Source organism: Paraburkholderia acidisoli (assembly GCF_009789675.1).
GTDB lineage: Bacteria > Pseudomonadota > Gammaproteobacteria > Burkholderiales > Burkholderiaceae > Paraburkholderia > Paraburkholderia acidisoli.
In genome coordinates this window covers 1,076,789-1,102,841 of the sequence record NZ_CP046913.1, presented here as the reverse complement: position 1 = coordinate 1,102,841, position 26,053 = coordinate 1,076,789, and the positions used below count along the sequence as shown (strand labels likewise).

At 61.8% G+C, this 26,053-nt stretch carries 26 protein-coding genes; 9 read left to right on the top strand and 17 right to left on the bottom strand.

Going from position 1 to position 26,053, the window contains the following annotated elements; genetic code table 11:
- Nucleotides 1-44: 44 nt before the first annotated feature.
- From FAZ98_RS04790 to FAZ98_RS04780, 3 genes are all read right to left on the bottom strand, one after another.
- Nucleotides 45-575: an NUDIX domain-containing protein gene (locus tag FAZ98_RS04790; RefSeq protein WP_158949277.1), complete on the bottom strand. Its 531-nt coding sequence runs from the start codon at nucleotides 573-575 to the stop codon at nucleotides 45-47.
- Nucleotides 576-702: 127 nt separating this feature from the next.
- Nucleotides 703-855 carry a hypothetical protein gene (locus FAZ98_RS04785; RefSeq protein WP_158949275.1) on the bottom strand — a complete coding sequence of 51 codons (153 nt, stop codon included), beginning with the start codon at nucleotides 853-855 and terminating at the stop codon, nucleotides 703-705.
- Nucleotides 856-939: 84 nt separating this feature from the next.
- Nucleotides 940-2,193, bottom strand: coding sequence for a YbfB/YjiJ family MFS transporter (locus tag FAZ98_RS04780; RefSeq protein ID WP_158949273.1), 1,254 nt, complete (start codon nucleotides 2,191-2,193; stop codon nucleotides 940-942).
- Between the two features lie 122 nt (nucleotides 2,194-2,315).
- Here FAZ98_RS04780 and FAZ98_RS04775 point away from each other — a divergent pair, with 122 nt between their 5' ends.
- Complete coding sequence (locus FAZ98_RS04775; RefSeq protein ID WP_158949271.1) at nucleotides 2,316-3,236, top strand: LysR substrate-binding domain-containing protein; 921 nt, start codon at nucleotides 2,316-2,318, stop codon at nucleotides 3,234-3,236.
- A gap of 125 nt (nucleotides 3,237-3,361) precedes the next feature.
- Here FAZ98_RS04775 and alaS read toward each other — a convergent pair whose 3' ends face one another.
- Nucleotides 3,362-5,986: an alanine--tRNA ligase gene (alaS, locus tag FAZ98_RS04770; protein WP_158949269.1), complete on the bottom strand. Its 2,625-nt coding sequence runs from the start codon at nucleotides 5,984-5,986 to the stop codon at nucleotides 3,362-3,364.
- A gap of 364 nt (nucleotides 5,987-6,350) precedes the next feature.
- On the opposite strand from alaS, the gene FAZ98_RS04765 reads away from it, so the two are divergent.
- Nucleotides 6,351-7,571 carry a CaiB/BaiF CoA transferase family protein gene (locus FAZ98_RS04765; protein WP_158949267.1) on the top strand — a complete coding sequence of 407 codons (1,221 nt, stop codon included), beginning with the start codon at nucleotides 6,351-6,353 and terminating at the stop codon, nucleotides 7,569-7,571.
- Nucleotides 7,572-7,811: 240 nt separating this feature from the next.
- Here FAZ98_RS04765 and FAZ98_RS04760 read toward each other — a convergent pair whose 3' ends face one another.
- Nucleotides 7,812-8,396: an RBBP9/YdeN family alpha/beta hydrolase gene (locus FAZ98_RS04760; RefSeq protein ID WP_158949265.1), complete on the bottom strand. Its 585-nt coding sequence runs from the start codon at nucleotides 8,394-8,396 to the stop codon at nucleotides 7,812-7,814.
- A 200-nt stretch (nucleotides 8,397-8,596) separates the two neighbouring features.
- On the opposite strand from FAZ98_RS04760, the gene FAZ98_RS04755 reads away from it, so the two are divergent.
- The gene (locus FAZ98_RS04755) at nucleotides 8,597-10,315 is read left to right on the top strand and encodes a glutamine--tRNA ligase/YqeY domain fusion protein (RefSeq protein WP_158949263.1); all 1,719 of its coding nucleotides are present in this window, start codon (nucleotides 8,597-8,599) and stop codon (nucleotides 10,313-10,315) included.
- A 101-nt stretch (nucleotides 10,316-10,416) separates the two neighbouring features.
- Here FAZ98_RS04755 and FAZ98_RS04750 read toward each other — a convergent pair whose 3' ends face one another.
- The gene (locus FAZ98_RS04750; protein WP_158949261.1) at nucleotides 10,417-10,866 is read right to left on the bottom strand and encodes an NUDIX hydrolase; all 450 of its coding nucleotides are present in this window, start codon (nucleotides 10,864-10,866) and stop codon (nucleotides 10,417-10,419) included.
- A gap of 7 nt (nucleotides 10,867-10,873) precedes the next feature.
- Complete coding sequence (locus FAZ98_RS04745; protein ID WP_158949259.1) at nucleotides 10,874-11,275, bottom strand: hypothetical protein; 402 nt, start codon at nucleotides 11,273-11,275, stop codon at nucleotides 10,874-10,876.
- A gap of 251 nt (nucleotides 11,276-11,526) precedes the next feature.
- Between FAZ98_RS04745 and FAZ98_RS04740 the strand changes: the two genes are divergently transcribed.
- Nucleotides 11,527-11,778: a hypothetical protein gene (locus FAZ98_RS04740; protein WP_158949257.1), complete on the top strand. Its 252-nt coding sequence runs from the start codon at nucleotides 11,527-11,529 to the stop codon at nucleotides 11,776-11,778.
- A 10-nt stretch (nucleotides 11,779-11,788) separates the two neighbouring features.
- Here the strand turns inward: FAZ98_RS04740 and FAZ98_RS04735 are convergent, their stop codons facing one another.
- On the bottom strand, nucleotides 11,789-13,243 hold the full coding sequence (locus FAZ98_RS04735; protein WP_158949255.1) for a cytochrome-c peroxidase: 1,455 nt from the start codon (nucleotides 13,241-13,243) through the stop codon (nucleotides 11,789-11,791).
- Nucleotides 13,244-13,515: 272 nt separating this feature from the next.
- On the opposite strand from FAZ98_RS04735, the gene FAZ98_RS04730 reads away from it, so the two are divergent.
- From FAZ98_RS04730 to FAZ98_RS04720, 3 genes are all read left to right on the top strand, one after another.
- Entirely contained in the window at nucleotides 13,516-15,099 is a 1,584-nt protein-coding gene (locus tag FAZ98_RS04730; protein WP_199272295.1) for an acid phosphatase, read from the top strand.
- A gap of 390 nt (nucleotides 15,100-15,489) precedes the next feature.
- Nucleotides 15,490-16,893: a tyrosine-type recombinase/integrase gene (locus FAZ98_RS04725; RefSeq protein ID WP_158949253.1), complete on the top strand. Its 1,404-nt coding sequence runs from the start codon at nucleotides 15,490-15,492 to the stop codon at nucleotides 16,891-16,893.
- Between the two features lie 82 nt (nucleotides 16,894-16,975).
- Nucleotides 16,976-17,149: a helix-turn-helix domain-containing protein gene (locus FAZ98_RS04720; RefSeq protein ID WP_158949251.1), complete on the top strand. Its 174-nt coding sequence runs from the start codon at nucleotides 16,976-16,978 to the stop codon at nucleotides 17,147-17,149.
- A 183-nt stretch (nucleotides 17,150-17,332) separates the two neighbouring features.
- Here the strand turns inward: FAZ98_RS04720 and FAZ98_RS04715 are convergent, their stop codons facing one another.
- From FAZ98_RS04715 to FAZ98_RS04680, 8 genes are read right to left on the bottom strand one after another with little or no spacing between them, the layout of a single operon-like run.
- Nucleotides 17,333-18,577: an MFS transporter gene (locus FAZ98_RS04715; protein ID WP_158949249.1), complete on the bottom strand. Its 1,245-nt coding sequence runs from the start codon at nucleotides 18,575-18,577 to the stop codon at nucleotides 17,333-17,335.
- Between the two features lie 3 nt (nucleotides 18,578-18,580).
- A complete protein-coding gene (gene arsH / locus FAZ98_RS04710) occupies nucleotides 18,581-19,330 on the bottom strand; it encodes an arsenical resistance protein ArsH (RefSeq protein ID WP_158949247.1) in 750 nt (249 codons plus the stop codon).
- A complete protein-coding gene (gene arsC / locus FAZ98_RS04705) occupies nucleotides 19,296-19,730 on the bottom strand; it encodes an arsenate reductase (glutaredoxin) (RefSeq protein ID WP_158949245.1) in 435 nt (144 codons plus the stop codon). The genes arsH and arsC overlap by 35 nt, the downstream gene beginning before the upstream one ends.
- A 19-nt stretch (nucleotides 19,731-19,749) precedes the next feature.
- Nucleotides 19,750-20,820 (bottom strand): ACR3 family arsenite efflux transporter, encoded by a 1,071-nt coding sequence (gene arsB / locus FAZ98_RS04700; RefSeq protein ID WP_158949243.1) that lies wholly within the window; start codon nucleotides 20,818-20,820, stop codon nucleotides 19,750-19,752.
- Between the two features lie 22 nt (nucleotides 20,821-20,842).
- Entirely contained in the window at nucleotides 20,843-21,337 is a 495-nt protein-coding gene (locus FAZ98_RS04695; RefSeq protein ID WP_158949241.1) for an arsenate reductase ArsC, read from the bottom strand.
- Nucleotides 21,338-21,348: 11 nt separating this feature from the next.
- Entirely contained in the window at nucleotides 21,349-21,843 is a 495-nt protein-coding gene (locus FAZ98_RS04690) for an arsenate reductase ArsC (protein WP_158949239.1), read from the bottom strand.
- Nucleotides 21,844-21,852: 9 nt separating this feature from the next.
- Complete coding sequence (locus FAZ98_RS04685; protein WP_158949237.1) at nucleotides 21,853-22,332, bottom strand: ArsI/CadI family heavy metal resistance metalloenzyme; 480 nt, start codon at nucleotides 22,330-22,332, stop codon at nucleotides 21,853-21,855.
- A 12-nt stretch (nucleotides 22,333-22,344) separates the two neighbouring features.
- Nucleotides 22,345-22,668: an ArsR/SmtB family transcription factor gene (locus FAZ98_RS04680; protein ID WP_158949235.1), complete on the bottom strand. Its 324-nt coding sequence runs from the start codon at nucleotides 22,666-22,668 to the stop codon at nucleotides 22,345-22,347.
- A 404-nt stretch (nucleotides 22,669-23,072) separates the two neighbouring features.
- On the opposite strand from FAZ98_RS04680, the gene FAZ98_RS04675 reads away from it, so the two are divergent.
- On the top strand, nucleotides 23,073-23,972 hold the full coding sequence (locus tag FAZ98_RS04675; RefSeq protein ID WP_158949233.1) for a hypothetical protein: 900 nt from the start codon (nucleotides 23,073-23,075) through the stop codon (nucleotides 23,970-23,972).
- A 414-nt stretch (nucleotides 23,973-24,386) separates the two neighbouring features.
- On the opposite strand, the gene FAZ98_RS04670 is transcribed toward FAZ98_RS04675, so the two are convergent.
- Nucleotides 24,387-25,124, bottom strand: a complete 738-nt coding sequence (locus FAZ98_RS04670; RefSeq protein ID WP_158949231.1) for a ParB/RepB/Spo0J family partition protein — start codon at nucleotides 25,122-25,124, stop codon at nucleotides 24,387-24,389.
- A 217-nt stretch (nucleotides 25,125-25,341) separates the two neighbouring features.
- Between FAZ98_RS04670 and FAZ98_RS04665 the strand changes: the two genes are divergently transcribed.
- On the top strand, nucleotides 25,342-25,641 hold the full coding sequence (locus FAZ98_RS04665; protein ID WP_199272294.1) for a helix-turn-helix domain-containing protein: 300 nt from the start codon (nucleotides 25,342-25,344) through the stop codon (nucleotides 25,639-25,641).
- Nucleotides 25,642-26,053 lie beyond the last annotated feature (412 nt).

The window sequence follows — 26,053 nt, the reverse complement described above, 5'->3', positions numbered from 1 at the left end:
GTCGTGGCGTGCGGCCAGGTTTGGCGGCGCGATGGCCGGCCGCGCTATTGGCCAGGACGCTCGACGAATTCGTACGGCAGGTCGCGCGCGCGCATCCAGTCGGCGAGCGCGTAGCCGGTGCCCGCGCGCCACGGCCGCAACTTCGCCGGTTCCACGAGGCGGTATTCGAGCAATTCGGGCGAGAGCGCGATCGTGCCCGAAGCCTTCACGTGATACGCGATGATCAGCTCGTTCTTGCGGATGAATTCGTACACGCCGACCAATTCCACGCTCTCGGCGCGCAGCGAGGTTTCTTCGAGCACTTCGCGCGCGATGCCCTGTTCCGGCGTTTCGCCGTTTTCGAGGAAGCCCGTGATGAGCGCGAACATGCCCTCGGGCCACGCGGCGTTGCGCGCGAGCACGATGCGCCCTTCGTATTCGACGATCGCGGCGACCACCGGCAGCGGATTGTTCCAGAACACATAGCCGCACGCGAGGTCGGGACAGGCGAGGCGCACGCGGCCGCCTTCGTGGGCGGCGTCGGCGCGCTCGACGAGACGCGAGGCGCAGCGCGGACAAAACTGGTGGTCGGTCATAGGGGGCGGCGTGTTGTGTCGGCGTAATTCGAAATGCGGCAGGAGGCGGCCTGCGCGTTCGTCGTTCGGCGCGACTCGCGCGGGCAAACCGCCATTCTAGTGCCTTGACGCCAAGACCGCCCGCGCGCTATTGCGCGCCGAAAACCATGCCGAAAACCAAACTTCCCGCTGCCTGACAATGGTTGACGATCGGCACGTCCACCGTCTCGAATGGACCGGCGACCAAGCGAACGCCGAACATTCGAGCTGGAACAACAACAGCTTCACCGTCGGCATGCATGACGACTTCCGTTAAGCGGGCGCGGTCGGTGTCAGTACGAAACCGGCCGCAAGACCGGCCGGGAAGCGCGACGACGCGCGGCGCTCAGGACCGCGCCGCTCGCCACACGAGGCCCGCCGCGCCCAGCACGAGCGCGCCGGCGGCCAGCCACAGCGAAGGCGAGAACGAGCCCGTCGAAGCCGCCAGCGGCGCCGCCACGAGCGGCCCGGCGATCTGGCCGATGCCGTACGCCGCCGTCGCATAGCCCATCAGCGCGGCCGCGTGCTCGCCGCGCAACGCCCGCGCCTCGCGCATCGCGAACAGCGTGATTGCCGTGAACGGCAGCCCGATCAGCAGACTCCCGAACGAGAAACCCGCCGCGTTCGGCCAGACAATGCCGAGCGCGATGCCCAGCGCCTGCAACACGTAGCAGCCCGCGAGCATGAGGCGGTTGTCCCAGTGCAGCGGCAGGCGTGCCGCCGAGATCGCGCCCACGATGAGCGCCGCGCCGAACATCGGCCAGAACAGATCGGGCCACGCGGAACCGGGCAGCGCATGCCGCGCGATCACGGGCAGGAAGGTCGCGGTGATGATGTAGCCAAAACCGGGCACCGCGTAGAGCAGGACGAGCCAGACGGCGTCGGCGCGCGAGCCGGGTTCGGAGGGCGATGTCGATGTCGATGTCGATGCGGACGCGCGATGCGCGCTGGCGCTCGCCACTGCCGTTGCGCTCCCGTTGCCGGGCTTCGGCGCGCCTGCCTCGTCGGCGCCGAAGGTTCGCCACACGAGCGCCGCGAGCCCCGCGCCGATCACGCCGAACGCGAGCCAGCCCACCTGCGCGCCGAAGCGTCCCGCCGCGCTCACCCACAGCCCCGTCGCGATAATGCCGAAGCCCGGTCCCGTGTAGATCACGCCACCCCACTCGTTCGCGCCCAGTTGCGCGAGCCGCCGCAAGCCCCATTGCGAGGCGAACACGAAGGCCCACGCGCTGACCGCGCCCGCGGCGAAACGCACGATCGCCCACAGCCAGAACTGCTGCGTGAGTCCCATCGCGAGCGTGAGCACGACCGTGGCCGCCAGCCCGGCGCGCACGATGCGCGCGTGCGGCAGGCGCAGCGCGACGCAACTGACCGCGCCCGCGAAATAGCCCGCGTAGTTCAGCGACGCGAGCCAGCCGCCGCCGCGCAGATCGAGCGCGCCGCCGTGCAGCATCAGCGGCAACAGCGGCGTGAAGGCGAAGCGGCCCACGCCGAGCGCCACGGCGAGCACCGCCATGCAGGCCAGCGCGGCCCGGCGCGCCGGATGGGAATGCGGATGCGGCCCGGCAAGGCGCGCGTCGCGCGAGGCGTAATCGTTCATGAGCGACGTCGAAAAAGAAGCGGCAAAGAGGGAGGCAAACACGCGTCACCCTGCATCGTACGTCGCGCTAACGTTCTCGAAAAATGAATTATGATGAACGAATTCATCCCAAGGAGAGAATCATGGATCTCGCCGCGCTGGCGATCTTCCGGGCGGTCGTCCGCGAAAACGGGGTCACGCGCGCCGCCGCCAAGCTCAACCGCGTGCAGTCGAACGTGACCACGCGCATCAAGCAGCTCGAAGAACAGCTGGGCACGCCGCTGTTCACGCGCGACGGCCGCCGCCTCGTGCTCACGCCCGCGGGCGAAACGCTGCTGCCCTACGCCGAACGCCTGCTCGCGCTCGCCGACGAAGCGCGCCACGCGATCAAGGCGGGCCGGCCCACGGGGCGGCTGCGTCTCGGCACGATGGAAAGCGCCGCGGCGAGCCGTCTGCCCGGCCTGCTCGCGCGCTATCACCAGGCGTGGCCCGACGTCACGCTCGAACTGGAAACCGGCACCACGGGCGGCCTGATCGCGCGGCTGCGCGAGTTCGAGGTGGACGCCGCACTGATCGCCACGCCGCTCGACGGTTTGCCGGACGATGGCGTGTTCGAGCATGTGCCGGTGTTCCGCGAAGAACTGGTGATGCTCACGCCGCGCGGCCACCGGCCGATCCGCCAGCCCGGCGACGTCGCGCTGTCCACGCTCGTGGCGTTCGAGCGCGGCTGCGCTTACCGCAGCTATGTGGAGCGCTGGTATCTCGAACACGGTATTCGCCCGACGCGTGTGCTCGAACTCGGCTCGTACCACGCGATCGTCGCCTGCGTGGCGGCGGGCGCGGGCGTGGCCGTCGCGCCGCGCTCGGTGCTCGACCTGCAACGCAGCAGCGACGACATCGCCATTCATTCGCTCGGCAAGCTCGGCCGGATCGATACGCTGCTCGTATGGCGACGCGGTCATTTCTCGCCCGCGCTCGACGCGTTGAAGCAGGCGTTGCTGGAGCAGGCGCAACGCGAAAGCGCCGTGTCGTCCGCCAGGATCGAGGCGACCCATACGGTCTAAGTGCGCGGTCTAAGTGCGCGGTCTAAGTGCGCTCGAGGAGCCGCGTCCAAACAAAAAGGGCTGCCCGCGGAGGCAGCCCTTTTTCATCGCCGGAATCAACCCGGCGGCACGTGACCGGCAAGCGCTTACAGCTTCGCTTCGACCCAGCCCTTCACGCCCGCGAGCGCGGCCGGCAGATTCGCCGGTTCCGTGCCGCCCGCCTGCGCCATGTCCGGACGGCCACCGCCCTTGCCGCCCACTTGCTGCGCGACGAAGTTGACCAGCTCGCCCGCCTTGACCTTCTTGCTCGCTTCCGCCGTCACGCCCGCGATCAGGCTGACCTTGCCGCCTTCGACGGCCGCCAGCACGATGGCCGCGCTCTTGAGCTTGTCTTTCAGCTTGTCGACGGTTTCGCGCAGCGTCTTCGAATCGGCGCCTTCGAGCGTGGCCGCCAGCACGTGCACGCCGTTGATGTCGATGGCCTGGCCCGCGAGTTCGTCGCCCTGGCTCGACGCCAGCTTCGACTTGAGCGCGCCCAGTTCCTTTTCCAGCGACTTCACCTGGTCCTGCACCTGCGCGATGCGCTGCGTGAGCTCCGAAGGCTGCGCCTTGAGCGCCGCCGCCGCTGCGTTGATGCGCGCGTCGAGGTCCTGCACGAAGCGCACGGCGTTATCGCCCGTGATGGCTTCCACGCGGCGGATGCCGGCCGCGACGCCGCCTTCCATCACGATCTTGAACAGGCCGATGTCGCCGCTGCGCTGCACGTGCGTGCCGCCGCAGAGTTCGCGCGAGAAGCCGAGATCGAGCACGCGCACTTCGTCGCCGTACTTCTCGCCGAACAGCGCCATCGCGCCGCCCTTGACCGCTTCGTCGTACGACATCACGCGCACGATGCCGGGCGCGTTGGCGAGCACTTCCGCGTTGACGATTTCTTCCACGCGACGAATCTGCTCGTCGGTCATGGGCGCGTTGTGCGCGAAGTCGAAACGCGTTTTGTCGGCGTCGACGAGCGAGCCCTTCTGCTGCACGTGCGCGCCCAGCACTTCGCGCAGCGCCTTGTGCATCAAGTGCGTGGCCGAGTGGTTGCGTGCCGTGCGGGCACGGCGCACCGTGTCGATTTCCGCCTTCACCACGTCGCCGACCTTGAGCGTGCCCTGCTCGACCGTGCCGTGATGGCCCGTGACGTCGGCCTGCACCTTGAGCGTGTCGAGCACCGCGAAGCGCACGCTCGCGTTCGCGATCACGCCCTGGTCGCCGACCTGGCCGCCCGATTCCGCGTAGAACGGCGTGTTGTCGAGCACGACCACGGCGTCCTGGCCCGCCTGCGCCTCGTTCACCGAAGCGCCATCGACATAAAGCGCGACGATCTTCGCGTCGTCGAAGGCGATGCCTTCGTAGCCGTGGAACGTGGTCTTCGCGCCCGCGTACTCGAGGCCCTGCGCCATCTTGAACTTGCCGGCCGCGCGCGCCTGGTCGCGCTGACGCGCCATGGCTTCGTCAAAGGCCGCTTCGTCCACGGTCATGTTGCGCTCGCGGCAAACGTCGGCCGTGAGGTCGAGCGGGAAGCCGTAGGTGTCGTGCAGCTTGAACGCGAGTTCGCCGTCGAGCGTTTTCGCGCCCTTGGCGTCGAGCGCCGCGAGTTCGGCTTCGAGAATCGACATGCCGTGCTCGATGGTCTCGAAGAAGCGCTCTTCTTCCTGGCGCAGCACGTCGGTCACGCGCTGTTGTGCCTCGGCGAGTTCGGGGTACGCGGCGCCCATTTCGGCAACGAGGTCCGCGACCAGCTTGTGGAAGAACGAACCCTTCTTGCCGAGCTTGTAGCCGTGGCGGATCGCGCGGCGCACGATGCGGCGCAGCACGTAGCCGCGGCCTTCGTTGCCCGGAATCACGCCGTCGACGATCAGGAACGAGCACGCGCGGATGTGGTCGGCAATGACCTTCAGCGAGTTGTTTTCCAGATCCGCGATGCCGGTTTCGCGCGCGGCGGCCTTGATCAGGTTCTGGAACAGGTCGATCTCGTAGTTGCTGTGCACGTGCTGGAGCACGGCGGCGAGACGCTCGAGGCCCATGCCGGTGTCGACGCTCTGCTTGGGCAACTTCGTCATGTTGCCTTGCGGATCGCGATTGAACTGCATGAACACGAGATTCCAGATCTCGATGAAGCGGTCGCCGTCTTCTTCAGGCGATCCCGGCGGCCCACCCCAGACTTCCGGGCCGTGGTCGTAGAACACTTCCGAGCACGGGCCGCACGGGCCGGTGTCGCCCATGGTCCAGAAGTTGTCCGAGGCGTAACGCGCACCCTTGTTGTCGCCGATGCGGATGATGCGCTCTTTCGGCACGCCGATTTCGTTTTCCCAGATGGCGAACGCTTCGTCGTCTTCCTGGTAGACGGTGACCGTGAGCTTGTCCGCCGGCAGGCCGTAGACCTTGGTCAGCAGTTCCCAGCAATAGTGGATCGCGTCGCGCTTGAAGTAGTCGCCGAACGAGAAGTTGCCGAGCATCTCGAAGAACGTGTGGTGACGCGCGGTATAGCCGACGTTTTCGAGGTCGTTGTGCTTGCCGCCCGCGCGCACGCTGCGCTGCGCGGTCGTGGCGCGCGAGTACGGGCGCTTTTCGGTGCCGAGGAACACGTCCTTGAATTGCACCATGCCCGAGTTCGTGAACAGCAACGTGGGGTCGTTGCCCGGCACGAGACTCGACGAGCGCACGATCGTGTGGCCCTTCGACTCGAAGAATTTGAGAAATTTCTCGCGGATTTCGGCGGCTTTCATGGCGTGCGTTGGGTCCTTCCCGGGGGCGTTCTGTACTGAATCTTTGTGACGGGGCGTGCCGGCCCGCGCTTGACGCCAGGCCGCAAAAACCCCGATGCTGAATCGAACGATTATACGGGATCGCCGCGCGCTCGCGGCGGCGCGGCCGAGGCTGCGTGCACGTATGCGACACGGCGTAAGTTGTGCCAACGGCGCATCGGGCGGCGCCCCGTTCGGCGTCTCATGAAGTTCCGCATAGCGGAACACTGTACCGAAAATTCGCGTTTGCTGGTCGAATCGCTTACCATTGCCCGCATCGGCCGGTTCGCTGCGCGCACTGCCAGCGGCACCGGCCCCGCCAAAGAACGACATGGGAAGACATTGCATGGGCGCACTCAGCCATATCCGCGTACTCGATCTCACCCGCGTGCTCGCCGGGCCGTGGTGCGCGCAAACGCTCGCCGATTTCGGCGCGGACGTCATCAAGATCGAGCGCCCCGGCGCCGGCGACGACACGCGCCACTGGGGGCCGCCCTACCTGAAAACGCCCGACGGCCACGACACCGCCGAAGCGGCCTACTACCTCGCCGCGAACCGCAACAAGCGCTCGGTGACCGTGGACATCGCCACGCCCGAGGGCCAGCGCATCGTGCGCGAACTCGCCGCGCAGAGCGACGTGGTGCTGGAAAACTACAAAGCCGGCCAGCTCAAGAAGTACGGGCTCGACTACGACTCGCTGAAGGCGGTGAAGCCCGACCTCGTCTACTGCTCGGTCACGGGTTTCGGCCAGACCGGCCCGTACGCATCGCGCGCGGGCTACGACTTCATCGTGCAGGGCATGGGCGGCTTCATGAGCATCACGGGCGAGCGCGACGCGCTGCCGGGCGGCGGCCCGCAGAAAGCGGGCGTGGCGATCGCCGACCTGATGACGGGCATGTACGCGACCGTCGCCGTGCTCACCGCGCTCGCGCACCGCGACCGCACGGGCGTTGGCCAATACATCGACATGGCGCTGCTCGACGTGCAGGTGGCGATGCTCGCGAACATGAACTCGAACTATCTCGCGAGCGGCAACCCGCCCGCGCGCTGGGGCAACGCGCATCCGAACATCGTGCCCTATCAGGCGTTTCAGACCCGCGACAGCTGGATCATTCTCGCCATCGGCAACGACGGGCAGTTCCGCAAGTTCGTCGAAGTCGCGGGCCGCCCCGAGCTCGCCGAGGACGAGCGCTTCGCGACCAATCCGCTACGCGTGCGCCACCGCGACACGCTCGTGCCGATCGTGGCCGATCTGATCCGCACGCGCGCCAAGGCCGACTGGATCGGCGCGCTCGAAGCCGCGGGCGTGCCGTGCGGGCCGATCAACGATCTCGGCGAGGTGTTCGAGAACGAGCAGGTCGTGGCGCGCGGCTTGCAGGTGGACGTGCCGCACCCGTCGGGCGGCACGGCGCGGCTCGTGGGCAACCCGATCCGCATGAGCGAGACGCCGCCGCGCGTGGCGAGCCACCCGCCGACGCTCGGCGAGCACACCGAAGCCGTGCTGCGCGACGTGCTCGGTTATGGCGCGGAAGACGTGGCGGCGCTGCGTGGCAAAGGCGTGCTTTGAGCGTGCTTTGAGCGTGCTTTGAGCGGGCTTTGAGCGTGCTTTGAGCGTGCTTTGAGCGGGCTTTGAGCGTGCGTTGAGCGTGCGTTGAGCGTGCGTTGACCGGGCTCGAGCGGATTTCGAGCGGGCTTTGTGTGAGCTTTACGTGGGCCGTCAGCGGCGTCGAGCCCGCCCAGGCCGCGCCTTGACCGCGCGTGACCGCGCCTTGAACGTGCGTTGATCGCCCCTCGCCCGGCGCGCCGTTCAAGCGCGCGACCCGAGCGCCATCAGCCAGTCCATGCCTTGCGGCCAGTCGCCCAGGCCGCTTTCCGCGTTGATATGGCCGCGCGCGCCAATTTCCTCGTAGCGGCTGCCCCATGCGCCGGCGCAACGCCGCGCGAACGCGGTGCCGCCGTAAGGATCGTCGGTGCTCGCGACCACGACGCTCGGGAACGGCAGCGGCGCGAGCGGCACCGGATCGAAACCGCGCGCGTCGCGCGGAAAGCCGGGACCGTGCGGATCGGGCAGCGCCACCAGCAGCGCGCCCGCCACTTTCGCGCGCGCCGCCGCGCTCGCGTGCTGCGCGGCCCAGTGCGCGACAGTCAGGCAGCCGAGGCTGTGCGCCGCCAGCAGGACGCCGTCCGCGCCCTCGCCCGCACCGTCTTCCACCGCTTCGAGCGCGCGCTCCAGCGCCGCGCACCAGCCCTCGCGGTCCGGGTGCATCCAGTCGGGCATCGTCACGCGTGTCACGCTCGCGTACGCCACGTGTGCCGCCTCCCAGCGCGTTTGCCAGTGTCCCGGCCCCGAGTTCATGTAGCCCGGCAGCACCAGCACCCGTGTTGCTTTCATCGTCGAAGTTCTCCTTGTTTTTCGCGGATAACGCGACGCCCGCATGCGTGCCCGAAGCGCCCCACGGCAGCGGGACTGGCACGGCGGGGCGCGTCAGGTAGAATGGAAGGCACCATTTGGCACCATTGGGCGCGCCGGACCGGCAGCCTGCGGATCTTCCCGGCAAGCTGAAAGCGCCCTCGAAACGACTTCCCTTTCGCATGAATACCGAACGTAAAGACGCCGACCGCACGGACGCGCCTGCGGCATCCAATTTCATCCGCAACATCATCGACGACGACAACCAGTCGGGCAAGTGGGCGCAGCGCGTGGAAACGCGCTTCCCGCCGGAGCCGAACGGTTATCTGCACATCGGCCACGCGAAGAGCATCTGCCTGAACTTCGGCGTCGCGAAACGTTACGGCGGCGTGTGCCACCTGCGCTTCGACGACACGAACCCGGAAAAGGAAAGCGTCGAGTACGTCAACTCGATCATCGACGCGGTCACGTGGCTCGGCTTCGAGTGGAAGAAAGACGATCAGGACTACCTGTTCTACGCGAGCGACTACTACGACAAGCTCTACGAATTCGCCGAACTGCTGATCCAGCGCGGCAAGGCGTACGTGGATAGCCAGACGCCGGAAGAGATGCGCGCGAACCGCGGCTCGGCCACGGAAGCCGGTACGAACTCGCCGTTCCGCGATCGTTCGGTCGAGGAAAACCTCGACCTGTTCCGCCGCATGAAGGCGGGCGAGTTCGAGGAAGGCGCGCACGTGCTGCGCGCGAAGATCGACATGGCCTCGCCGAACTTCAACATGCGCGACCCGGTGATCTACCGCATCCGCTTCGCGCATCACTACCGCACGGGCGACACATGGTGCGTGTATCCGATGTACGACTACACGCACTGCATTTCGGACGCGCTGGAAAACATCACGCATTCGCTCTGCACGCTGGAGTTCGAAGATCATCGGCCGCTGTACGACTGGGTGCTCAACGAACTCGCCGACGCCGGCGTGTTCACGCGCCCGCTGCCGCAACAGATCGAATTCTCGCGCCTGAACCTCACGTATGCGATCACGAGCAAGCGCAAGCTGCTGCAACTCGTGAACGAGAACCACGTGGACGGCTGGGACGACCCGCGCATGCCCACCATCGTCGGGGTGCGCCGCCGCGGCTTCACGCCCGAAGCGATCCAGTTGTTCTGCGAGCGCATTGGCGTGACCAAGGTCGATTCGTGGATCGACATGAGCGTGTTCGAAGGCGCGCTGCGTGACGATCTCGACGACAAGGCGCCGCGCGCGACCGCCGTGCTCGACCCGCTCAAGCTGATCGTCGACAACTATCCCGAAGGCCAGTCGGAACTGTGCAGCGCGCCGGTGCATCCGCATCATCCCGAGCGCGGCAACCGCGAATTCACCTTCTCGCGCGAACTGTGGATCGAGCGCGAAGACTTCCAGGAAACGCCGCCCAAGGGCTATTTCCGCCTGTTCCCGGGCAACAAGGTGCGCCTGAAGTACGGCTTCGTGGTGGAATGCACGGGCGCGGAGAAAGACGCCGAAGGCAACATCGTCGCCGTGCACTGCAATTACTTCCCCGACAGCAAGTCGGGCACCGAAGGCTCGAGCAACTACAAGGTCAAGGGCACGATCCAGTTCATCAGCGTCGACAACGCGGTGCCGGCCGAAGTGCGCCTCTACGACCGCCTGTTCCGCGAAGAGCAGCCGGACGCGGGCGGCCGCGACTTCCTCGAGGCGCTGAATCCGGATTCCAAGCGCGTCGTGCAGGCGTTCGTCGAACCGGCCGCGAAACATGCCGCGCCGGAAGACCGCTTCCAGTTCGAGCGCCACGGTTACTTCGTTGCCGATCGCGTGGACTCGAAGCCGGGCCAGCCGGTGTTCAACCGCATCGTCGGTTTGCGCGACAGCTGGGGCAAGTAAGCGCGTTTCGACGCGTTAGCCTCACGGCGGCAGCGCCCAAACAAAAGCCCGCACGGTTCGCCGTGCGGGCTTTTTCATGCTGTGCGCCGATACGCGCAACCTCACAGGCGCCGATGCAGTTCCGCCAGCGACAAGGTGGTCTGAAACAGGCGCGCGAGGCTGCGGCTCGCGTAGTCATCCACGTCGGCGGGTGCGACCCAGCGCCAAGCGTCCATCTCCGGAATCATCACGCCGTCGTGGCGGCGCGGAAACAGCGAGACGCACACACAGCGCGCGAGATCGAGTTCGTCGTCGAGCGCGCGCGCGGCGAACAGATGCAGATCCTTGTCACGCCGATACGCGAAGCGCCCGAGATCGACCAGACGCGCGGCGTCGACCGCGATACCGGTTTCCTCGACCATTTCGCGGCGCGCGCTGTCCTGCTCGGTCTCGCCGGGCTCGCCCTGCCCCTTGGGCACGTCCCAGTGATTCGTGCCCGTCGCATGCGCGAGCAGCACGCGGCCCTCGGGATCGAGCAGCACGATCCCGCACGACACGGTCTTCGCGTTCACCGCGTACTCAATGCGGCTTCTGGAATACCCACGCGCCGCTCGCACCCGTGCGGCAGAAGCGCGGACGCAGCGTCATCGACTGGCCCTTGGCGTTGACCACGACGTCGGTCGTGCGGCAGGTCTTGTCGCCGTCCTTGTCGGTTTTGGTGGGCGTGATGGTGGCGTCGACCTTGACGCTGTTGCGCAGGCCTTCGTTGCTCCACGTGGTGGCTTCGCCGTCGGCCTTGTTCGCCACGGCGTCGCGTACCGCGCGCGTGAGCGAATCGTAGTCGGCCTGCTTCATATAGGACGCGGGCGTGTCGTGCAGAAAACCGAGGTTGGCGGCCTGCGCCGGGTTCATGCCGATCGAGCCGATCGTGACGAGCAGCGCCGCACTCAGGCAGCGCAGGATTCGGGGCGACTTCGACATCGGGCGTTCTCCTTGATGAGGCGATGCGGTGCGTTCGACCGTGCCTGGGGCGCTTTGGCCATCGCGGGCAGCGATCGAAATCAGAGGAAAAAGTCTAACACGCGCCCTTTTTTCCGCCACCGCGCGTGGCCGGCCGTCCTACGCGCTTGCTCTCATTTTCAGACTTTTCCGATAGAGATGCCCGCGCATGAAATCTACTATGCGCCTCTCCCAATCACCCACGCCCTACACACGGCAACAGGATTTCCCACATGACCTTCAACGTCGCGCTCGAAGTATTTGCGGTCATGCTGGCCCTGATCGGCATCGGGCTGATGTCGTTCGTCGCGCACTACGCGCGGCCGCCCGAACTCGACGCCGCCGACGCTTCGAATCTCGCGGTCAGAACCGTCGTCCCCGCCGCGCCACGCCGGGGCGGCGCGAGCCTGAGCGAGGGTGCCTTCACGGTGCTCGTCCTGCTCGCGCTGCTGGCCGTCACCTACCTGCTGATGGTCGGCATCTGAAACCGCGTGGCTAGTGCGCCTGCGCGTGGCTTTGCGCCGGCGGCTGCCAGCCGTCCGTGAGCGTGTCCAGAAACGCGATCACGTCCTTGATCTCCGCGTCGTCGAACACCGGCTTGTCGCCGGGCTTGCGATCGAACGGCGCGTCGGTGTTCAGGTTCGCCCAATACTGGCGCGGCAGGTCGTCGAACTTCTGCACCTTGCCCTTCACCACCGGATAGAACTCGCCCGGATTCGTGTCGCGCCGCGCATAGAAGCGCAGCACTTCGTCGAGCGAATGGTAGATGCCGTTGTGGAAGAAGGCCTTCTTGAGCGCGACGTTACGCAGCGTCGGCGTGCGGAACAGTCCGCAAAACTCGGCGCTGCGATGATCGGTGCGCTCCGGGCCGCATGCGCCGAGATCGTGGAAGCGCTTGTCGCGGTTCACGGCGAGCGCCTGATTGCGCGGCACGCCGATGGCGATCAGGCCGAAGTCGGTGAACTGCGGCACCGTGCCGTCCTTGCCGCGCTGACTGATGTGGCAGCTCGCGCAATTACCCTTGTTCTCGTCGTTGAAGAGCTTGAGGCCGCGCATTTCCGCGGCGGTCAGCGTCGCCTTGCCCGAGAGATACGCGTCGTATTTGCTCGTGTACGGGTAGAACGTGTCCGGCTGCTCTTCGTAGGTTTCGAGCGATTGCAGCACGGCCTCGAAGGTCGCGGCTTCGTTGTCGAACACGTGTTCGCCGAACGCGGCGCGGAATGCCTCGGCATACGGCGCGGCGCGCACGGCGGCCGTGACCTTGGCGGGCGTGCTTGCCATTTCGAACGTGGAGAGCAGCGGAATGCGCGCCTGGTCGCGGCCGCGATCGACACGACCATCCCACGTGAGACCGCCCGTCGGACCGGCGTCGATACTTTCGTCGCCTTCGTCGTCGGAGTCGTGATAGTGGTCGCTGTACGCCGGCACCGATTGCAGGTACTTGAGCGTGGGCACCGCACGCATGCCCTGCCGGTGCATGTCCGTTCCGCCGATCTGCACGTCCAGCGCGTTGGCGGGCGTGAACGCGTGATCGGGGCTATGGCACGACGCGCACGCGAGCTTGCCCGAACCCGAAAGCGACGGGTCGAAGAACATCTGCTTGCCGAGCGCGGTCATGCGTTCGACCTGCGCGTAGACCTGGGCGCGCGTCTGCGGGCCTTGCGCGGGTCCCACCGCCGGCACGGTCGCGGCGACCTTCATTGCTGAGGCGCCTTGCGCTGGGGGCATCTGCTTTTGCGCTTGCGCCGCGGTGTCCTTGACGGCCGCGTTCGAAGCGCCCGATGCCACGCTGGCGCTCGCACGCGTTCCGTTCGTACCGCCATCGCATGCGGCCAGCAGCGCAAGCGCGGCCGTCGCCGCGATCCATCCCGCGCGAAGCCGCAAACCTTCGCGCAAACGTGTCTGTCGATTGTGTGATTGCGCCGAACGGCGCGCCAGGCTGCGCAACATGCTGATCCCCGAACTTGAACGCGGCGCCACGAAATCGCTTCGATCGAATGGCGTATTGAAGTCGCGACAGCGTATGTCAGAACCATGACGATGCAATGACAGTCAGTAAGACGAAAGTCATGCAATCACAGGGAAAGAATAAGCTGGATGTAATTATTTACATATGCCTGTCAAATTCCATTGCGACACTGCGCCTCGCCCGATAGCCGGTGTCATTCCCGCGCCGGCCGCTCGACGAGCGAAATGGGCCCCCAACGCGAGAGAGAGAAAAAATGATCAACAGGAAGTGGTTCTATGCGACGCCGATCGCAGCGGCAGCCGCCGCGATGATGGTCGCGGCCTGCGGTGGCAGTGACGACAACAAGCCCACGCTGGCGTCGGTGAAGAACATCGTCGTGATCTACGCGGAAAACCGCAGCTTCGACAACCTCTACGGCAGCTTCCCGAACGCCAACGGTCTGCAGAACGTGACGGCGGCAAGCGCCCAGCAGCTCGACCGCGACGGCACCGTGCTCGCCACGCTGCCGACCGTGTGGAACGGCCTCACGCACACGGGCGTGACGCCCGTCATCACGGCCGCGATGACGGCGAACATGGCGAACGCGCCGTTCGCCATCGACGATCCGAACGGCTTCAACGCACCGCTTTCGGCCACGACGCGCGACCTGTATCACCGCTTCTACGAGAACCAGATGCAGATCGACGGCGGCAAGAACGACAAGTTCGCCGCATGGGCCGACTCGGGCGGTCTCGTGATGGGTCACTACTCCACGAGCGCGCAGCAACTGCCGCTCTGGAAGATCGCCCAGCAATACGCGCTCGCCGACAACTTCTTCATGGGCGCGTTCGGCGGCTCGTTCCTGAACCACCAGTGGCTCATCTGCGCGTGCACGCCGTACTACACGAACGCGAACACGAGCCCGGCTGCCACCTCGGTTTCGGCGGTCGACGCGGACGGCGTGTCGCTCACGATCGCCAGCGATTCGCCGAAGTCGGCGCTCACCGGCGTGCCGAAGTTCGTGAAGTCGGGCACGCTCACGCCTGACTACTACGCGGTCAACACGATGCAGCCGCCGTATCAGCCGAGCGGCAACAAGGCGGCTTCGGGCGGCGATCCGAATCTGGCCGACCCGTCGCAAGCCACGACGATGCCGGCGCAAACCGCGACGACGATCGGCGATCTGATGTCGAATGCGAACGTCTCGTGGGCATGGTATGGCGGCGCGTGGGGCGCAGCGGTCAGCGCCGTGCAGAACAGCACGTCGAACGTGATCTACGGCGCGGACATGACGGTGCCGAACTTCCAGCCGCACCACCAGCCGTTCAACTACTTCGCGAACTACGCGCCGGGCACCAACGCGCGCTCGACCCACCTGCTGGACGGCGGTCTGAACGGTTCGGAGTTCATCAAGGCGATCGACGCGGGCACGCTGCCGCAAGTCTCGTTCTACAAGCCGCAGGGCAACCTGAACGAACACGCGGGTTACACCGACGTGCAAAGCGGCGACCAGCATATCGCGGACGTGATCGCGCATCTGCAGAAGAGCCCGCAGTGGAACAACATGGTCGTGGTCGTGACGTACGACGAAAACGGCGGCTTCTGGGATCACGTCGCGCCGCCGAAGGGCGACCGCTGGGGTCCGGGCTCGCGTATTCCGGCGCTCGTCATCTCGCCGTTCGCGAAGAAGAACTTCGTCGACCATACGCAATACGACACGACGTCGATCCTGCGCCTGATCACGCGCCGCTTCGCGCTGCCGCAACTGCCGGGTCTCGTTTCCCGCGACGCCGCGCTCAAGAGCAACGGCGGCCAGGCGATGGGCGATCTGACGAATTCGCTCGACGTGAAGCTGTAAGCATTTCGGTGTGGATTGACCGGGTGGCAACGTCCGGTCGGGTTTGACAAGGGCGGCCTTCGGGCTGCCCTTTTTTTGTTGTGTGGGGGTGGGTCGCGGGTGGCCGTTCACAACGCCGGACGCGATGGAAAGCAAAAAGCCCGGTCGAGCGACCGGGCTTTTTGCATGATATCTGGCGCGACAGGAGGGGCTCGAACCCCCGACCCTCGGCTTAGAAGGCCGAAAATAATCACATTTCGCTAGATTGATCAATGATGAGCAGAGTCCGACAACCCATTGAATTATTGGACTATATGGAAATTCCCCTGAAATTCTGATTGACTCAGATTGATAGATTTCCATAGAATTTGCCTACACGGCCCCTACATGCTTCGCCGTGTAGGTGAACTTATGAACAAAGAAAATTTCACGCCGGAACGCATTTCGGGGTATCGATGCGAAAGCGGCCGCCAGCAGACTATTTATTGGGATAAGAAACAGCAAGGCTTAGGATTGCGCGTTACGGCTTCAGGCTCGAAAGCGTTCGTGTGTGAAGGCCGCTTGTTTGGCAAGACTGTTCGCATCACCATCGGTTCTCCTGACATTTGGCCGCTAGAACGCGTCGTCACCGTCGATCATTCGACTGGCGATAAAATTGAGCGCGTTGGTGCGCGACAAGAGGCAGCACGACTAAAAGCACTTTTCGATCGCGACATTGACCCACGCGAACAAAAGGCTGAACAGCGCGCGGCCCATGAGGCCCGCCAGCTAGAGTCGCGACGCAAAGATGCGGCCGTGGAGGATGCGTGGCATAAATATCTTGCAGCTCATCGCAGCAAATGGAGCGAGCGACATTACGAAGATCACCAACGAGCCGCGCAAGCTGGCGGCGAGAAAAAGCGCCGAGGCGCCGGACTGACGGTCGCAGGTCCGCTTGCACCGTTAATGCAACTTAGACTCTCCGATCTCAATGCTGCGCACATTGCTTCATGGATGAATGCGGAGGTACAACTTCGACCGACTAACGCGGAACAGGCTTATCGCAAGTTACGTGCATTTATCCGCTGGTGCGACGAACAACAGGAATTTAGCAAGCTAGTACCGGAAGGCGCTTATTCCGCGCGCGCTGTACGAGATGCAGTGCCACGCCCGAAGGCAAAGGGAGATTGCCTCCAGCGCGAACAATTGGCGACGTGGTTTGAAGCTGTCGGCCGGATCAACAATCAGGTAATAAGTATCTACTTGCAAGCGCTTCTTCTAACGGGTGCGCGGCGCGAAGAGCTTGCAGGGCTTCGCTGGAATGATGTTGATTTTCGATGGCTTAGCTTGCACGTTTCCGACAAAATTGAAAAGGAAACAGGGCGCTACATTCCGCTAACGCCTTATCTTGCACATCTTTTGCTTAAATTAAAGCAAGCAAATGACACCGCTCCCCCTGCACGCGCGATAGCGCCTCACACTGGAGAAGATCCTGCATGGAAACCATCGGAATGGGTGTTCTCAAGCCCACGATCGGCAGACGGGAAGATCGCGGAGCCGCGTATAGCCCATAAAAAAGCGCAAAAAAGCGCCGGGCTACCCAACATCAGCCTCCACGGTCTGCGGCGCTCCTTCAGCACGTTATCGGAGTGGGTCGAGTGTCCAGTTGGCGTCGTCGCTCAAATCCAGGGGCACAAACCAAGCGCCTTGGCAGAGAAACATTATCGCCGGCGCAGTATTGATTTGCTGAGGCTTTGGCACAACCGCATCGAAGCGTGGATGCTTGTGGAAGCTGGCATAGAGTTCGTTACAGAAGACAACAATCCAACAATGTGAATTTGCCAAAACTACACGCAAAACTGGCATTGGATGAAATTTGCCTCCAATGCACAGATTTGCCGAGCGATAGGAAAACGACATGGCACTGAAAACCACCGCGTTTGACGCAGCCGACGTGCTCGACTCGCCGGAGGCGCAATTCGAATTTCTTAGGTTGGCATATGAGGAAGGCGATGCGGAACGCATCGACGAATCAATCGAAATCGTCACTCGCGCAAGAGCCCTTGTAGCCGCAAAAAATTGCAAGCCTTGATGCGAGACATTCGCCCGGACTACAAGGTTGAACTAGCATTTCTGGAAAGGCCGCTTGGGCGAGGTCTGTAGCCGCCGCCAAGTTTGGTCATTGCCACGCCACCACTGCCCAGTGACCGCTCCAGAGGCTACAGCGGACATTTATGATACGAGCGAGCTTCGCAGATTCGCGCAACCAGATCGCTCAATCGATCGCAGCCGTAGCGATACCACGGTGATGGCGCGTGTAGAAGATGACCATGCAGAATGCAGCCGTGGAAGTGAGTGAAACGAGCAAAACGGTCCACTCGACCGGCACATAGGTTTGCCCGATCGTCCAGATCAACGCTGCCGAGATCGGCGCTATCCCCTTCGCGATGTTTGACGGCGCCGAGAGTAGCCCACTGATTGCCCCATAGCCTTCGGTCCACATCACGTCCTGCACGATGGTGCCGCGCAGTATCGTCATCATGCCGTTTGCACCGCCATAAATGATCGCGAACAGGATCAGTGCAACGGGCGAGGTTCCAGCGATCAGCAGTATCGCAACGGAAGCCGGAAACGCCGAAGTGATGATCAGGCCGACGATCTTGGGCGACACGTTTCGCCCGGCGGTGAACCACAGAACACGGGCGAAAACCTGCGCCGGCCCGATCACCGCCATCGTTGCGAGAATGACCGGTTGCGGTACGTGGCGTTCGACCATCAACGGAACCAGGTGGAATGTCAGCGCAGCGAAGGTCGCGTAGTAAGCGGTAAAGCAGATCGCAAGCGCCCAGAACACCGGCGTTCGCAGCGCGCGCCCGACCGATGCTGCATTTTCCGCCTTGATCCGTTCCTTGTTGACGGCAGGTGCCGTGACGTTCGGATCATTGCGCAGCGACAGCCAGTGAATAGGCACGCACGCGCACGCGTTGATCGCCGCGAGCGCGAGTAGCGCGTGACGCCAGCCCAGCACATCGACAAGCTCCTGCGTGAGCGGAATGAAGACCGTGCTCGCAAAGCCCGCCACGAGCGTAACGAGCGTGATTTTCGTGCGGAAGCTGCGGGGATAGTCCCGCGTGAGAATCGCGAATACCGGATCGTAGAGCGTGGCTGCCATGGATACGCCGAGCCCGACCCATGCCGCAAAAAGCGTGATAAGGCTCCCGGCCTGCGACCAGAGCACCAGCATGACCGAGGCGAGCAGCGAACCTGCCGTCAATACCATGCGGCCATGCCCGTGATCGATCCACTTGCCGACCGGATACGCGGCCAGCCCGGACACCAGCAGCCCGCACGAAAGCGCTGCATTCGTCGATGCCCGGCTCCATCCCAGTTCCTGCTCCATCGGCACGACGAAGAGCGAAAACGCGTAATAGACCGCGCCCCACGCGACAAGCTGGCCGATAGCCAGCGCCCAGGTTGCCGTATTGCTCTCGGGCTTTCGGTCGGACGAGCGCGGCGGCATGGATCAGATACTGGCCTGGTTCACGCGTTTCATCAGTTCTTCGGCGCTCTCCTTGCGCTCGCTGTAGCGGTCGACCAGATAGGGACCGATATCGCGCGTCAGCAAGGTGAACTTCACCAGTTCTTCCATCACGTCCACGACACGATCGAAATACGCCGAAGGTTTCATGCGGCCGGCTTCATCGAACTCCGTGAAAGCCTTCGCCACCGACGACTGGTTCGGGATAGTGAGCATGCGCATCCAGCGCCCGAGCACGCGCATCTGGTTGACGGCGTTGAACGACTGCGATCCGCCGCTCACCTGCATCACCGCGAGTGTCTTGCCCTGCGTCGGCCGCACGGCGCCCATCGAAAGCGGAATCCAGTCGATCTGCGACTTCATGATGCCGGTCATTGCGCCATGGCGCTCGGGCGAGCACCAGACCATGCCCTCCGACCACAGCACGAGTTCGCGCAGTTCGGCTACTTTGGGATGTGTGTCGGGCGCGTCGTCGGGCAGCGGCAGACCGCTCGGGTTGAAAATGCGGACTTCGGCGCCCATCGCCGTGAGCAGGCGCGCGGCTTCTTCGCTCAGCAAGCGGCTGAACGAGCGCTCGCGCAGCGAACCGTAGAGCAGCAGGATGCGGGGCGCGTGCAAGGAAGCCTTCGTGGCCTGAAGGCGCTGGATATCGGGTACGCGGAACAGCGCCGCATCGACCTGCGGAAGCTCAGTGGCGAGATCAATTACCGGAGCGGACACGCTTGCCCTCCGCATCGATCACCGCTTCGCCGTCTTCCTTCGTGAACGCGCCGCGTTGTGCCACGGGCAGGACGTCGAGCACGAGTTCGGACGGACGGCACAGGCGCACGCCCATCGACGTCACCACGAAGGGGCGGTTGATGAGAATGGGGTGCGCCATCATCGCGTCGAGCAACTGATCGTCGCTCAATGCCGGGTTGTCCAGGCGCAGTTCAGCGTACGGCGTTCCTTTCTGCCGCAGCACTTCACGCACGCCCAGACCGGATTGCCGGATAAGTTCGACGAGCCTGTCGCGGGTCGGCGGCGTTTTCAGGTATTCGATAACGATGGGCTCGATTCCCGCGTTTCGGATCATCGCGAGCGTATTACGCGAGGTGCCGCAGTCCGGGTTGTGATAGATGGTGACTTCGTTCATTACATTATTTCCTTTACGCTCAGGTGCACTCGTACCAGTGCTTCGACCGGTTGACGATACGCACCACGAGCAGCATGACCGGCACTTCGATCAACACGCCGACGACTGTCGCGAGCGCCGCGCCGGAGTTGAAACCGAACAGCCCGATTGCGGTCGCGACGGCCAGCTCGAAGAAGTTCGACGCGCCGATCAGCGCAGACGGGCACGCGATGTTGTGCTTCTCCCCAACCGCGCGGTTGAGCCAGTACGCCAGCGCGGAGTTGAAGAACACCTGGATCAGGATTGGCACCGCAAGCAGCACGATCACGAGCGGCTGCTTCAGAATAGCCTCGCCCTGGAAGGCAAACAGGAGCACCAGCGTGGCAAGCAGCGCCGTGATCGACCACGGGCCGATCTTTGCCATTGCCACTTCGAATGCCGCCTCGCCTCGCGAAAGCAGCACCTTGCGCAGGATCTGCGCGAGGATCACAGGGATGACGATGTAGAGCGCGACCGAAGTGAGCAGCGTCGCCCAGGGTACCGTGATGGCCGAGATGCCGAGCAGCAGCCCGACGAGCGGCGCGAATGCGACCACCATGATGCTGTCGTTGAGCGCGACCTGAGAGAGCGTGAAGAGCGGATCGCCGCCCGTCAGACGACTCCAGACGAACACCATCGCCGTGCACGGCGCGGCGGCCAGCAGGATCAGGCCGGCCACATAGCTGTCGAGCTGCGCGGCGGGCAGCATCGGCGCGAACAGGTGCTTGATGAAAATCCACGCGAGGAACGCCATCGTGAACGGCTTGACGAGCCAGTTGACCACGAGCGTGACGCCAATGCCCCTGATGTGCTGACGCACCTCGTGCAGCGAGCCGAAATCGACCTTCACCAGCATGGGAATGATCATCACCCAGATCAGCAGCCCGACCGGGAGATTGACCTGGGCGAACTCCATACGGCCGATCGCCTGAAAGACGGCGGGTAGCACCTGACCAAGCAGGATGCCGGCGACGATGCACAGGGCGACCCAGACGGTGAGGTAGCGTTCGAAGAAGCTGATGGCTGGCTTCGACGCTGTCCTGGGCGCAGAGGCGATGTTGGGGGTGTTCATAATGAACTCGATGGAAAGGGAGTCAACTTTGCAGGATGCCGTCGAGCGCCTGCTGAAGCTCGGCGTTATTCAGACGCTCCAAGGGGAGCAAGAGCAGTTGCAGCATCCGGTAACCGATGGCCTGTCGGGCGAGTTCGAACGCCTGCCGTTTGCCTTCGTCTCCGCCTTGCGCGTTCGACGGATCGGCGTAGCCCCAGTGAATCTTGACAGGGCTACCGGGCCAGAACGGGCACTGCTCCGCCGCTGCGCTGTCGCACACAGTAATGACGATCCGCATCTGCGGTGCGCTGTCCTTCGAAAATTCGTCCCAGCTCTTGCTGCGATAGCCCTTAGTCTCGACGCCTGCGTTCGTCAATGCTTCGAGCGCAAACGGATTAATGCGGCCGCTCGGTGCGCTGCCGGCACTATATGCACGCACGTCCTTGCCGAGCCTCTTTGCCCAGTGATTCAGCATGCCTTCGGAAAGAACGCTGCGCGCGGAATTGTGGGTGCACAGAATGAGTACGTTCGTGGTCATGGCATCCGTTCCTAGTGCTTGCCAATGTCGCTGACCGCCTTGTTCAGGGCCACGGCGTCGAGCTTGGCAAGAGGCAGCGAGAGAAACAGCTCGATACGGCGTTTGAGCGTGACGGCGGCATCCCGGATCGCCTGCTGCTTTTGCTCGTCGGTGCCCTCTACCGCCGCGGGATCGGCGACACCCCAGTGAGCCGTTACCGGCTGGCCCGGCCAGATCGGACACACCTCGCCTGCTGCCTTGTCGCAGACAGTGAACACGAAATCCAGTTCGGGCGAGCCATCGCGGGAGAATTCATCCCAGTTCTTGCTACGGAACCCGTCTGCTTCAATACCGATCTTCTGAAGCGCCTGTAGTGCAAACGGATTGACCTGTCCTGCGGGATGGCTACCTGCTGAGTAGGCCTTGAATCGGCCGGCCCCGTAATGGTTCATCAGCCCTTCGGCGAGGATCGAGCGGGCGGAATTGCCCGTGCAGATAAACAGGACGTTATAGATATTGTCGGTCATGAAGGTCTCTCAGCAACAGGCCTTACCGGCCGGTTTGACGGGAATGTCCTCAGTTTTGCCATGAGGCGTACAGCAGGCTTGCGCTTCGGACTGCGAAGCGTTGAGCGGACGGCTTTCGCCGTAAATCGATGCGCGCTCGAGTGTGTGAAAGTGCTCCCACGCGATCCCCTGCGGATCAACAATCCAGTGCTTGTCACTATGCGAGTAGCAACAGGTGGTTTTGCCTTTGTCGAGCAGTGCCATGTCCGCTTCCTGTGCACGCTGCGCGAGTTCAGCCAGCTCGGCTGCGTCGTCCACCTGAAAGCCCAGATGATCAACGCCAGGCTGCGAGCCACGGGTCGAGATCGCAAAGTTCACGCGCGGATCTTCCAGCATCCATTTCGCGTAGTCCGGCTCGATGCGCGCAGGCTCTGCGCTGAACAGCTTTGAATAGAACGCGACACTGGCCGCGATGTCGTCGACGTGGACATGAACGTGAAACCGCTTCATGGCTCTTCTCCGTCAGCATTGGCACGAATCGGTGCCCGGTGGAAAACAGGTCTGCCCCTGACAGCAGTTCTCGGTCAGGAATCCGAGGACTGCATTCATCTGGTCGTACGCCGCCCGATAGATCAGGCTTCGGCCGTCGCGCTTCTGCGTGACCAGCCCAGCGTTCATCAACTCCTTCAGATGAAAGGAGAGCGTCGCATTGGGCACGTCAAGCTCCGCCGCCATGGTGCCGGGTGTCAGACCGTCTGGCCCAGCGACAACCAGCATGCGGAACACACGCAGGCGCAGATCGTGGGCGAGCGCCGCCAAGGCACGAATGATGTCTTTTTCTTCCATATTTCCAATATATTCGAAACATAGGGGAAACGCAAGAAGATCTGAGCCGGCTTCAGGGTTTGAAGATTCTCGATTAGAGCTGGATGTCCCTCGTCAGGGAGCGGTCCTTGGCACGGTTTAGGGCGAGGACCGCTCGGGGTCGCGCTAAGGCGGTCCGCCGAAATGCTCGTTGATGTATCGCTGCAGGTTGTATGAAACCGCGCGCATCCAGTTTTGAGACACTTGACGCCGATAGCCAAATCGTACGGGATTAGGCTTCGTTTGCATTATGCGATTTCGCGCCATTCGCCCCGAGAGTAAAGCCAAGTGGCGTGTAGTATCATGCCCTGCACTTTGATGCTGTCGATTAAGCGTGCAAAGTGACGTAAAAGCCTTTGTGACTATTAAAAACGGGGATCTAGGTAATGGAAGAACAAAAAAAACCAAACTGGTTTGTTCGAATTCTTATTGCGGCATTCTGCATTTTACTCGTCTCAATGATTACCTACCGCTACATCGCCATTGAACCTAGAGGCGAAATCAGCAGCGGGCTCATTACTTTACTCTGTTTATTGCTTATCCTTGTCTTGGCCGAGTCGTTTGATAATTTCTCTGTAGGAAAAGTAATCTCAATCTCACGGGAGGTCAAAAAGAAGGAAAAAGAGGTTGAGAAATTAGAAAAACAAAACAACCACCTTCTTTCGCAACTCATCACAATTTCAAACACACAGTCACAGAACCAGAGCCATACAAACGTGTATGGTGATTACCACGCCACGCCAAGTGTTCAGAAGGCAAGTGAGAGGGACGTTCAAGAGAAACAGTCGGCGGACGCGGCAAGTACTGTTACGCCAAATGTTCCACTCAGGGTAACGACGAATTGGAAGAAAGCAGAAGAGTTGGCATTCACAAAATATTTGCAGCAGCGCTTGTTAAATCCTTCAAATGTTATCGTTGAAGCAAAGCTGGTTTCTCACTTTCATGGCATTGATCCGATATCCAGCATGCAACCTGTATTTGATGCTTACATTAAATTATCTGAACACGAAACATTTGTAGAAATTCGGCCGGGAACGTTTACGCCGCCATCATTTCGAGATCGCTTATATGTGATGCTTTCAAAAATTAATTATTATCGAACTGTCAAACGTGTCGAGGCACATCTCGATCTCGTGTTGATGAAGCTTCCAGGCGAGGAAACTCGAACTTCCAGCGGCTTTACGCGCCTGCTTGAAAGCTTCGAACCAGCAATAGCAAGTGGCCTTCTCAAAATACATGAAATTGAATTTACGGCTGACGAGGCCGCGTCTTGTAGGGAAGCGTAAAATTTAATTCGACTGGGGGAGCGGCCACACGAAGCTTGATTGATCATTTCAAGCAAACCAACTCGCAGCTCCCGGGAAAGCCGAGCCTCCTGTTGAAATAAAATAGCTCCTTCTTACGTAGACTCTCAATTCAAAGATTACCCCTTTTTTTGACTTTACGTCTCCACGTCACAAAATATAACCCTGAAATTTACTGACGCAAGGCAATTTTTCGAATTATCGCTATGCAACGGAAAGCATAGATAGTTTAAAACGAACACTCTTACGTTTATATGCGTTGATTACTCAAATTCGGTAAATTTGATATAAATTCTTTTAATTTATCGAGTCAGAAAAAAGAATCACTGACTCGATATAAATATCACTTTCCGTCGCCTAACTACTGATTGATAGATGAAAAATCAGCATAGCTCCTTAGACAGAGGAATTCAATGCATTCTTGACCCACTCTTCTGCTGCGTCCTGCCCCAATGCTTCGTCCGCGATCAATTGAATGACTTGGACAACCAGATCGGGATGTTTCCGTACAAATCTTTTCAGCGCAATTGCAGTAGGTGCGTCGATTAAATCTGGCTTCGCCTCCAAAATCTTTATCGCCGCCGAGGGGAGCTCAGAGTATGCATCTATATAAAAAGCAGATATATGATTACACCCGAGAAGATGTGCCAGTTCTATCTTTGACCGATACGCACAATTTTCACGAAGCGCGAGTGGTAAGAGATGGAAGCGCTCAAAATCGGTGATGTAACGTCGCTGTGTGTTACTCGTGACCACCATTCGTGCGGCTTCTCGATTATCTAGCGTACGAACGCGCGCGACAATGCTTTCCCAACCGATCTTAGCTGCCGCTCTGACTCTGTAGTGGCCCGCGATTAGCTCAAAGTAGTCGCCTTCCACTTCACGAACGATAATCGGATCAAGGATTCCAATAGTGGCGAAACTTTCTGCGAGTGCATCAACGTGAGTCTCGTCAATGACATGTCGCAAATACGGAGAATCCCTGATTCGGTTGAGTGGCAACAACTGGTTCGGAGCTGATAGCTGCTCCGCAAATCGACCCAATACCGTGGAAGCGATCAGTTCCTCCATTACCTTTGGCGAGCGATGCTGTGTCAGCCCTGCCTCAAGTTCTTTCACGTTTGGTTTGGCCATCCATTCTCTCCGTTGATTGTAGATTTCCCCATACCTGCCATCCGATCAGGCCGACCTAACCTATTCCGTCCCAAACTACATCGAGCCAACCGAGCTAGCTCGCAACCTTGATTCGAATTTCGAGGCAGCAATTGCCAACGCGGCAAAAACTAAGGAACTCTTAGTGTAAGGCGAAAGCTACCCTAAGAATATCTTAGCCTTTGAGGGAAGGCTGAGAATGGACGTGGTGGCGCGGCGACTTCGAGAGGTACGCATCCGGAATGGTCTCTCGCAAGAAAAGCTCGGAGTCTTGGCCGGAATCGACGAGATGTCGGCGAGCGCGAGAATGAATCAGTATGAGCGGGGGAAACACGTCCCAGATTTTGGAACCATCAAGCGGATTGCAGCTGCCTTAAACGTGCCTGCAACTTACTTCTACGCGGTGGCTGACGATGAGGCCGCTTTACTGTTGAGATTTCATCAACTCAGCTCCGAACAACGGGCAACACTAATCAAATTCTCCATGGAACTAGATTAGTGGTGTTTAATTTCAAATATTTTGGTTATTTTCGATAATCTTCCTCTGCGCCTACTTTTAGCTAGGCTGAATCACCAAAAGGCAGATCCTGCGTCAAGGGGATCAATGGCAATCCACTTCCGCGCACGCCTCTCGACGTAATATGATTCCGTCATGATCGCGCCGAATGTTTTCCAACCATGGACTTGCTCGAAGAGTCGAGCGGACGTTTTGCGCGCATTTCGGTCTTCCACGACGTACCAGTGGAATTCATCCCAAGCGGGACAAATCAAATCCCAACCTCAATCTTCGCCGACGAGTATCCGTGTCAGCTCGAACGGCGAAGTTACGCCTCTTACGCTGCCTGCGTCCTTAAGCGTCTCGTGTTCGACGCGGACCTTCACGCCCGTTCCCTGCTCAAAAGTTTGCGCAC

What these genes read in the sequence shown, in the direction of transcription:
- FAZ98_RS04790 (WP_158949277.1), bottom strand. Translation starts at nt 575, where the DNA reads ATGACCGACCACCAGTTTTGTCCGCGCTGCGCCTCGCGTCTCGTCGAG.
- FAZ98_RS04785 (WP_158949275.1), bottom strand. Translation starts at nt 855, where the DNA reads ATGCATGCCGACGGTGAAGCTGTTGTTGTTCCAGCTCGAATGTTCGGC.
- FAZ98_RS04780 (WP_158949273.1), bottom strand. Translation starts at nt 2,193, where the DNA reads ATGAACGATTACGCCTCGCGCGACGCGCGCCTTGCCGGGCCGCATCCG.
- FAZ98_RS04775 (WP_158949271.1), top strand. Translation starts at nt 2,316, where the DNA reads ATGGATCTCGCCGCGCTGGCGATCTTCCGGGCGGTCGTCCGCGAAAAC.
- alaS (WP_158949269.1), bottom strand. Translation starts at nt 5,986, where the DNA reads ATGAAAGCCGCCGAAATCCGCGAGAAATTTCTCAAATTCTTCGAGTCG.
- FAZ98_RS04765 (WP_158949267.1), top strand. Translation starts at nt 6,351, where the DNA reads ATGGGCGCACTCAGCCATATCCGCGTACTCGATCTCACCCGCGTGCTC.
- FAZ98_RS04760 (WP_158949265.1), bottom strand. Translation starts at nt 8,396, where the DNA reads ATGAAAGCAACACGGGTGCTGGTGCTGCCGGGCTACATGAACTCGGGG.
- FAZ98_RS04755 (WP_158949263.1), top strand. Translation starts at nt 8,597, where the DNA reads ATGAATACCGAACGTAAAGACGCCGACCGCACGGACGCGCCTGCGGCA.
- FAZ98_RS04745 (WP_158949259.1), bottom strand. Translation starts at nt 11,275, where the DNA reads ATGTCGAAGTCGCCCCGAATCCTGCGCTGCCTGAGTGCGGCGCTGCTC.
- FAZ98_RS04740 (WP_158949257.1), top strand. Translation starts at nt 11,527, where the DNA reads ATGACCTTCAACGTCGCGCTCGAAGTATTTGCGGTCATGCTGGCCCTG.
- FAZ98_RS04735 (WP_158949255.1), bottom strand. Translation starts at nt 13,243, where the DNA reads ATGTTGCGCAGCCTGGCGCGCCGTTCGGCGCAATCACACAATCGACAG.
- FAZ98_RS04730 (WP_199272295.1), top strand. Translation starts at nt 13,516, where the DNA reads ATGATCAACAGGAAGTGGTTCTATGCGACGCCGATCGCAGCGGCAGCC.
- FAZ98_RS04725 (WP_158949253.1), top strand. Translation starts at nt 15,490, where the DNA reads ATGAACAAAGAAAATTTCACGCCGGAACGCATTTCGGGGTATCGATGC.
- FAZ98_RS04720 (WP_158949251.1), top strand. Translation starts at nt 16,976, where the DNA reads ATGGCACTGAAAACCACCGCGTTTGACGCAGCCGACGTGCTCGACTCG.
- FAZ98_RS04715 (WP_158949249.1), bottom strand. Translation starts at nt 18,577, where the DNA reads ATGCCGCCGCGCTCGTCCGACCGAAAGCCCGAGAGCAATACGGCAACC.
- arsH (WP_158949247.1), bottom strand. Translation starts at nt 19,330, where the DNA reads ATGCGGAGGGCAAGCGTGTCCGCTCCGGTAATTGATCTCGCCACTGAG.
- arsC (WP_158949245.1), bottom strand. Translation starts at nt 19,730, where the DNA reads ATGAACGAAGTCACCATCTATCACAACCCGGACTGCGGCACCTCGCGT.
- arsB (WP_158949243.1), bottom strand. Translation starts at nt 20,820, where the DNA reads ATGAACACCCCCAACATCGCCTCTGCGCCCAGGACAGCGTCGAAGCCA.
- FAZ98_RS04695 (WP_158949241.1), bottom strand. Translation starts at nt 21,337, where the DNA reads ATGACCACGAACGTACTCATTCTGTGCACCCACAATTCCGCGCGCAGC.
- FAZ98_RS04690 (WP_158949239.1), bottom strand. Translation starts at nt 21,843, where the DNA reads ATGACCGACAATATCTATAACGTCCTGTTTATCTGCACGGGCAATTCC.
- FAZ98_RS04685 (WP_158949237.1), bottom strand. Translation starts at nt 22,332, where the DNA reads ATGAAGCGGTTTCACGTTCATGTCCACGTCGACGACATCGCGGCCAGT.
- FAZ98_RS04680 (WP_158949235.1), bottom strand. Translation starts at nt 22,668, where the DNA reads ATGGAAGAAAAAGACATCATTCGTGCCTTGGCGGCGCTCGCCCACGAT.
- FAZ98_RS04675 (WP_158949233.1), top strand. Translation starts at nt 23,073, where the DNA reads ATGGAAGAACAAAAAAAACCAAACTGGTTTGTTCGAATTCTTATTGCG.
- FAZ98_RS04670 (WP_158949231.1), bottom strand. Translation starts at nt 25,124, where the DNA reads ATGGCCAAACCAAACGTGAAAGAACTTGAGGCAGGGCTGACACAGCAT.
- FAZ98_RS04665 (WP_199272294.1), top strand. Translation starts at nt 25,342, where the DNA reads ATGGACGTGGTGGCGCGGCGACTTCGAGAGGTACGCATCCGGAATGGT.